The following is a 5,495-nucleotide window of genomic DNA, read 5'->3' on the forward strand; positions in this document are numbered from 1 at the left end:
AATCTGCGCCAGCGGCGCCTCGCCCTTGCGGGCCACATCAATAACATCCTGGCGGAACTCCGCCCCATAAGCCGTCGGCATGGTCAACATCCTTCCACGAGCACCAGCTCGCTAGGTCAAGGAGTCAACAAAACCGGGGGCAGTCCCGGAAAAACCGCTCAAGATCAGAACGAAGCGGAACATCCTGGTACCTGCAATACCCAGAGACCTGGGCATCAGTCAGGAAGTCCAAGGCCATGACCTCGATCCTAACCACCCACCAAGTCAAAGAACAGCCTTAGCGTTACTGGCTGCACGGATACTACTCAACCCCCTTCTTGCGTTCGTGGGAAGTGGGCGATCAAGGCGTCGTGGCGCCGGGCAAGCGCAGCTCCCATCAAAGCCAGAAGGGGCAATACGACAAAAGAGCCACGCTCGACCAAAATCACGACACCAGCGCGGAGGCCGGTCTGGGACCGGCCCATTCGGGGTGGGACCTGAATACGTGAGAAAGGGGCCATGCCCCGATCTTGAAAGCGCGATCGGGCAGGTCAAGCCCGGAGACGTGCCCTCCGGCTGTTTCATAGGCGGTCACCTATGAAACACGTCCTTCGGCGAGCCGCGTCCAAGGCGGACGCTGTTTCATAGGGCGGTTCATTCAACTGGACATGTGAAACACTCTTATGAAACGATCTGGAGGTGAGCGGCGACGATTTCCTCCTGGTTGAGGCCCGCGACTGTCCGATGTCGACCTGCCTCGCCCCGGCCGGATCCCCCTGCCGCACCGGCAAGGGCAAGGTTGCCGTCCAGTACCACACCGCCCGGTTCCGCCTCGTGCCCGCACTGGCCAAGGCACTCACCGCGCCGACCCCGCCGCTGCGCAAGCCCGGCACTACGTGGGTCGAGCTGCCCCGGCCCGCGAAGGCCGGCACGGACCCGACCGGGCACGTGCGGATCGGCTACGCCCGCGCATCCACGGTCCGCCAGTCGCTGGAGACCCAGCTCGACTCGCTCGCCCATGCCAAGGTCACCAAGGTTTTCTCAGAGAAGATCTCCACCCGCGTGCTGCGCCGCCCTGAATTGGAGAAGGCGGTCGCCCTCGCCCAGGAGATCCGTGCGTCCGGGGTCGCGGTCACCATCGTCGTGCACGAGCACAAACGCCTCGGCCGCGGCATCGAGCTGTCCACACTCGCCGAACGACTACGCGCCGCCGAAATCGGCCTGGAATTCCTCACCGGCGAGCTGCAAGGCTCCCACGACCCGTCCGGGATAGTGTTCACCGTGTTAGCCGCGATGTCCGGCATGGACCGCGAGTACATCCGCGACCGCACCCTGGAAGGCCACGAATCCGCCCGCGCCCGCGGCAAAGCTATCGGCGGGGCCACCATCACCGATGCGGGAATGCTCTCCCACGCCCTGCACCTGCGCGACCAGCGGGGTTTGAGCCTGCGCGACATCGCCGCCCAGCTGGTCATCTCCCGAGGCAAGAAAAAGGGAGAACATCCCTCCCCAGCCACGGTGCTACGCATGTTCCGCGACCACGACCAAGCCAGTGAAGCGGCCCAGACCGAGACCGGCGGACCGGCATGAAGCGAGGTCTGCGCTGGCTGGCGCATATCCGCCCGTTTTTCGGCAAGTATTAGGGGGACCAGGTGGCGCGGATTTCACATGGCGTGGATTGCCCCTTGGGATACCCTCAGGAGCACCGGGCCTATTAGTTCCGAAGGGCCCCCTTGTGCAATGGCGAAGGTCATGCGAGAGTGCACGAATAGTGGCGGCGGTTGCACCGAAATCCCGTCCGGACGCTCAGGGGGAAGCATTGAAAACTCGAAAAGTCGCCGCGATCTGCATTAGTGCGGCAATGGCATTGGTAACGGCATCCGCGCTGCCCGCGCAGGCAGACACGTCGAGCGTCAGCGGTTCGCTCAGCTGCCCCACAGGTCAGGTCGTGTGGGTATACGTGAGTACTCAGTACAGCGCATCGGCCTTGTTCTACTCTGGCACCGCCCTGCGCTACACGGACTCCGGCGGCTATGATCATACCTTCAACTACGGAACCAGGACAGCAAACTGGAGGGTGGAAAGCGGCGGAAACATCCTGACGGTGAGCGACTGGTGCGGATATAACGTGCAGCAGCCCCAATGACTGAATTCATCGGGGCTGAGGTCGCGCGCACACTCAGCACCATTCCAGTTCGTGCGTCTCGCCAAATGACCGCCACCGAATATCAGTTTCGCGTAAGCGAGATCCTCAGGCTTTTTGACATCGATGCAGTGGCCGACGAAACGGGTGTGTATTACGGGGGCGAGGGCGTTGAGCTAGAAGATCAGCCTTTAGTCGAAGCCATTCGCATACTCCTTGCGAGGCGATTCGGCATCCCGGAAGCAATAGCAATATGAACGGGCCCAGGAGCCAGTGTGCGGAGATCTACGTCAGGCGATTCCGAGGAAGACCAGCAGCGCCCGCTCTACCTCGACCATCTCTGTTGAGGTCAGGTGGCCCACCCGTTTGTGGGCATTGGCGCGGGGTACCGTAGTCATCTTGTCGATCATGAGCTGGCTCGTCTGCGTCAGGCCCGACCGCTGGGACGGCTCCACCGAGATCCGCAGCAGCGGTGTGTCGTTCAAGGTGGAGGTCAGCGGGATCACCGTCAGGGAGTTCACATCATCGAACCTGTCATCCTGGATGACGAGGGCGGGGCGGGGTTTGGAGGCGTAACCGCCTCCGGCCACCGTCCAGATCTCACCCCTCACTCGTCGTCCCAGGGTACCGACGCGGCCTCAATCCACTCATGAATGTCCGAGTGCCGGTCAGACTCCGCCACGATGGCGCTCTGCCGCTTTGCCTCCTCGGCAAAGGCCTTGGAGCGGGTGTCCGGCACCCACACCTGAATCGGCCGGAATCCCGCCTCACGCATCCGGCGCCTGTGCTCACGTACCCGATCCTTAACACTCATGCCCCCATTGTTTCATGTAACCGTTTCGGGGTGCGAACGAACATCGAATCACCTATTTCCCGCAATCCTCGGGGAAAGTAGGAGGGCTATTCAGTGATATCCGCCCGATTTTCGGCGAATACTGCCGTGACCCGGTTTCCCTGTGCGCCCGTGTCCTTTATTCTTACAGTGGAAGAATTCGGGTTGATCGATCGACGGACCCGCGCACCCGGCCGCTTAGAAAGCACTGTGATCCCCGAATGACCGCACCGAAGGCTGTCGAAGACGCCGACCCCGTCCTTACTGGCTCGACGGCGGTGCGGAGGTCTCCGCTCCGGCTCGTCCTCGAAACTCCCCTTTACCGGGGGGCAACAGTTGCGATGTTCCTGTCAGGCCTCGGGTTCTCTGCGGCGGCACCCCAGATCGCCTCGTTCCTCGTCAATGAGCTCCACGCGTCCCTCACTGTTGCCGGGCTCTACTACCTGACTAGCCTCACAGCACCACTGGCGGGATACCTGGTTGGCGCACGCTCTGACCGGACGGGCCGTCGCCTTGGCCTGTTTCGCGCGTGCGCTGTCGCCGGCTTCCTGGGCTGGTCCGGAATCGCATTCTCCACCCAGCTGTGGATGCCGTTCGTCGTAAGTGCCCTCGTCCTCGGGTTTGCAGGTGCCGCCACATCGCAGGTGTTCGCAGCCCTTCACGACGAGATCAGTGCGCGCCCGAAGGCGGGAAATGATGGTGTGGTCGCCATAGTGCGTATGGCGCTGACCGGCGGCTGGGTGATCGGGCCGGCCGCGGGGTCGTTCCTGGCCGCAAATGCCGGCCCTCGGGCGATGCTTTTCGCGACCGCTTTATGCACTCTCGCCCAAATCGTGCCGTTCATGACGTTGAGGGCATCAGCACCTCGCCGCACTCGCGTCGGCCGGCGGGCGGAGAGCCTACCTGCACCCACCGCAAAGCCCGGGCTCCGACAGATGGCCCCCTTGCTCATGTTCACTGCGCTCTACATGTGCGTGTACGCCGGTGAGTCGATCAAGTACGCCTACCTTCCGATCTACATGAACGAACAGCTCCGACTGACGCCTGCGCTTGGCGGCGCGATTATCGGAGTCCAGCCACTCGTGGAACTCGTACTAATGCCCGTGGCTGTCCTTGTTGCCAGGAGGACCGGGATGATACGGCTGATGATCCTGGCAGCGGGATTCGGCGTCGCCGCGAACATCTGCTTCGGCGCGACCGGCACCGCCCTCGGACTCTTCGCGGGCCAGATCCTCATGGGAGGGGTTTGGGGAGTATTCGCGGCATTGGGCATCGTCGTGGCGCAGCGACTGCTGCCCGCAGCGGTGGCCACGGCTTCGGCGATCTTCATGAGCTCCGCCGCTGTAAGCTCGGCGATGGGTGGGCTCGCGGGCGGGCTCGGAGTCGCCACCATCGGACTCCCCCTCGTGTTCCTGCTGCCTGCGTTGTTCGCCGTCGTCGCTGCCGTCGGCCTGGCGTGCATGTCCAGATTCAGCAAGCACGGCCTCTAACTAGCGGTCTATGAATTCAATCAGCTGTCTTTCGCCCGTTCTATCTGCTTCCAGGATCGAGAGGCTGACAGACAATGCGTTTGCGGCGTCCACGCCATCGACAACTGGCCGCGCCCCCTCGCGTACCGCTGATCGGAAGCGTTCGAGCGTGATGTCGTACGTATGGCGACGGTCGGTAACTGAAATCTCTCTCGTGCCGGAGCCATCCGTGAGAGTGATCGAACCTTTCGGCTCAGGAGTCATGACGTCATGACCAAGGATGCTGCCCTGGTCACCATTGATCTGGATGTAGGAAGCCGTGAAGGGCATCGTGAACGAATCTTGGAAGTCGACCAAAATGTCATCGTGGTATCGGATGGACGCGCTGGAAGCGTCATCCACACCCGAAGCCCAATCACTTTGCGACAGGGTGGAAGCGATAACATCGAGCGGGCGACCGCCCAGTAGCGGATTGACGACTGAAGCGTTGTGACAGGACAGATCCATGACGACGCCGGCGCCTGGAGACTTTTCAAGCCGCCACCCGCGAAGGCGTTCGGGAAGGAGGGTCGAATGCCGGACGTTAACGCTCAATGGTCGCCCAATGGAGCCTGAAGCGACGAGCGCACGAATAGTTTGATGGGTCCCGGCCGCCGGGAGATGGTGGTTGACGGCCAGGACCACGTTGTGGACGCGGCAGGCCTCCACCATGGCTTGTGCCTCGTCGAGCGTCGTTGCGACGGGCTTCTCACACAGGACATGCTTTCCGGCCCTGGCCGCGGCGATTGTTTGTCGACAGTGATGCTGGTTTCGGCTGGAGATGTAGACGGCATCGATCGAATTATCCAAAAGAAGCTCGTCAAGGCTCTCATGATGCATTCCGATGCTGTTGCGTTGGGCGTATGCCTTGGCATGGCCGGTGTTGGTTGGGTCCCCGGAGAGTAGTCCAGTGTTTGTGTGAGTTTCGTGTCCGAGAATGGACGCAGGAGGAAATTCACGAATCATGGCACGCAGACATACCCCTGAGCAGGTCATCGCCAAGGTCCGGCAGGGCCAGAAGATGCTCAACGAC

The 5,495-nt window shown here is 62.1% G+C and carries 7 protein-coding genes; 4 read left to right on the plus strand and 3 right to left on the minus strand.

Annotated features, from left to right (window positions below):
- The first annotated feature begins 678 nt into the window (after nt 1–678).
- The 3 genes from AC1DJW_RS26210 (at nt 679) to AC1DJW_RS26220 (ending at nt 2,379) form a co-directional block, all read left to right on the plus strand.
- Nucleotides 679–1,569, plus strand: coding sequence for a recombinase family protein (locus tag AC1DJW_RS26210; RefSeq protein WP_459343136.1), 891 nt, complete (start codon nt 679–681; stop codon nt 1,567–1,569).
- A gap of 271 nt (nt 1,570–1,840) precedes the next feature.
- On the plus strand, nt 1,841–2,125 hold the full coding sequence (locus AC1DJW_RS26215; protein WP_459343135.1) for a hypothetical protein: 285 nt from the start codon (nt 1,841–1,843) through the stop codon (nt 2,123–2,125).
- Nucleotides 2,122–2,379, plus strand: a complete 258-nt coding sequence (locus tag AC1DJW_RS26220) for a hypothetical protein (protein ID WP_459343134.1) — start codon at nt 2,122–2,124, stop codon at nt 2,377–2,379. The genes AC1DJW_RS26215 and AC1DJW_RS26220 overlap by 4 nt, the downstream gene beginning before the upstream one ends.
- A 33-nt stretch (nt 2,380–2,412) precedes the next feature.
- On the opposite strand, the gene AC1DJW_RS26225 is transcribed toward AC1DJW_RS26220, so the two are convergent.
- Nucleotides 2,413–2,733 carry a type II toxin-antitoxin system PemK/MazF family toxin gene (locus AC1DJW_RS26225; RefSeq protein ID WP_459343133.1) on the minus strand — a complete coding sequence of 107 codons (321 nt, stop codon included), beginning with the start codon at nt 2,731–2,733 and terminating at the stop codon, nt 2,413–2,415.
- Nucleotides 2,730–2,936, minus strand: a complete 207-nt coding sequence (locus AC1DJW_RS26230; protein WP_459343132.1) for an antitoxin MazE family protein — start codon at nt 2,934–2,936, stop codon at nt 2,730–2,732. The genes AC1DJW_RS26225 and AC1DJW_RS26230 overlap by 4 nt, the downstream gene beginning before the upstream one ends.
- Nucleotides 2,937–3,175: 239 nt before the next feature.
- On the opposite strand from AC1DJW_RS26230, the gene AC1DJW_RS26235 reads away from it, so the two are divergent.
- Complete coding sequence (locus AC1DJW_RS26235) at nt 3,176–4,444, plus strand: MFS transporter (RefSeq protein WP_390276995.1); 1,269 nt, start codon at nt 3,176–3,178, stop codon at nt 4,442–4,444.
- On the opposite strand, the gene AC1DJW_RS26240 is transcribed toward AC1DJW_RS26235, so the two are convergent.
- Nucleotides 4,445–5,458: a Gfo/Idh/MocA family protein gene (locus AC1DJW_RS26240; protein ID WP_476902920.1), complete on the minus strand. Its 1,014-nt coding sequence runs from the start codon at nt 5,456–5,458 to the stop codon at nt 4,445–4,447.
- Nucleotides 5,459–5,495 lie beyond the last annotated feature (37 nt).

The sequence above is a fragment of the Arthrobacter sp. 05L417 genome (assembly GCF_056397865.1).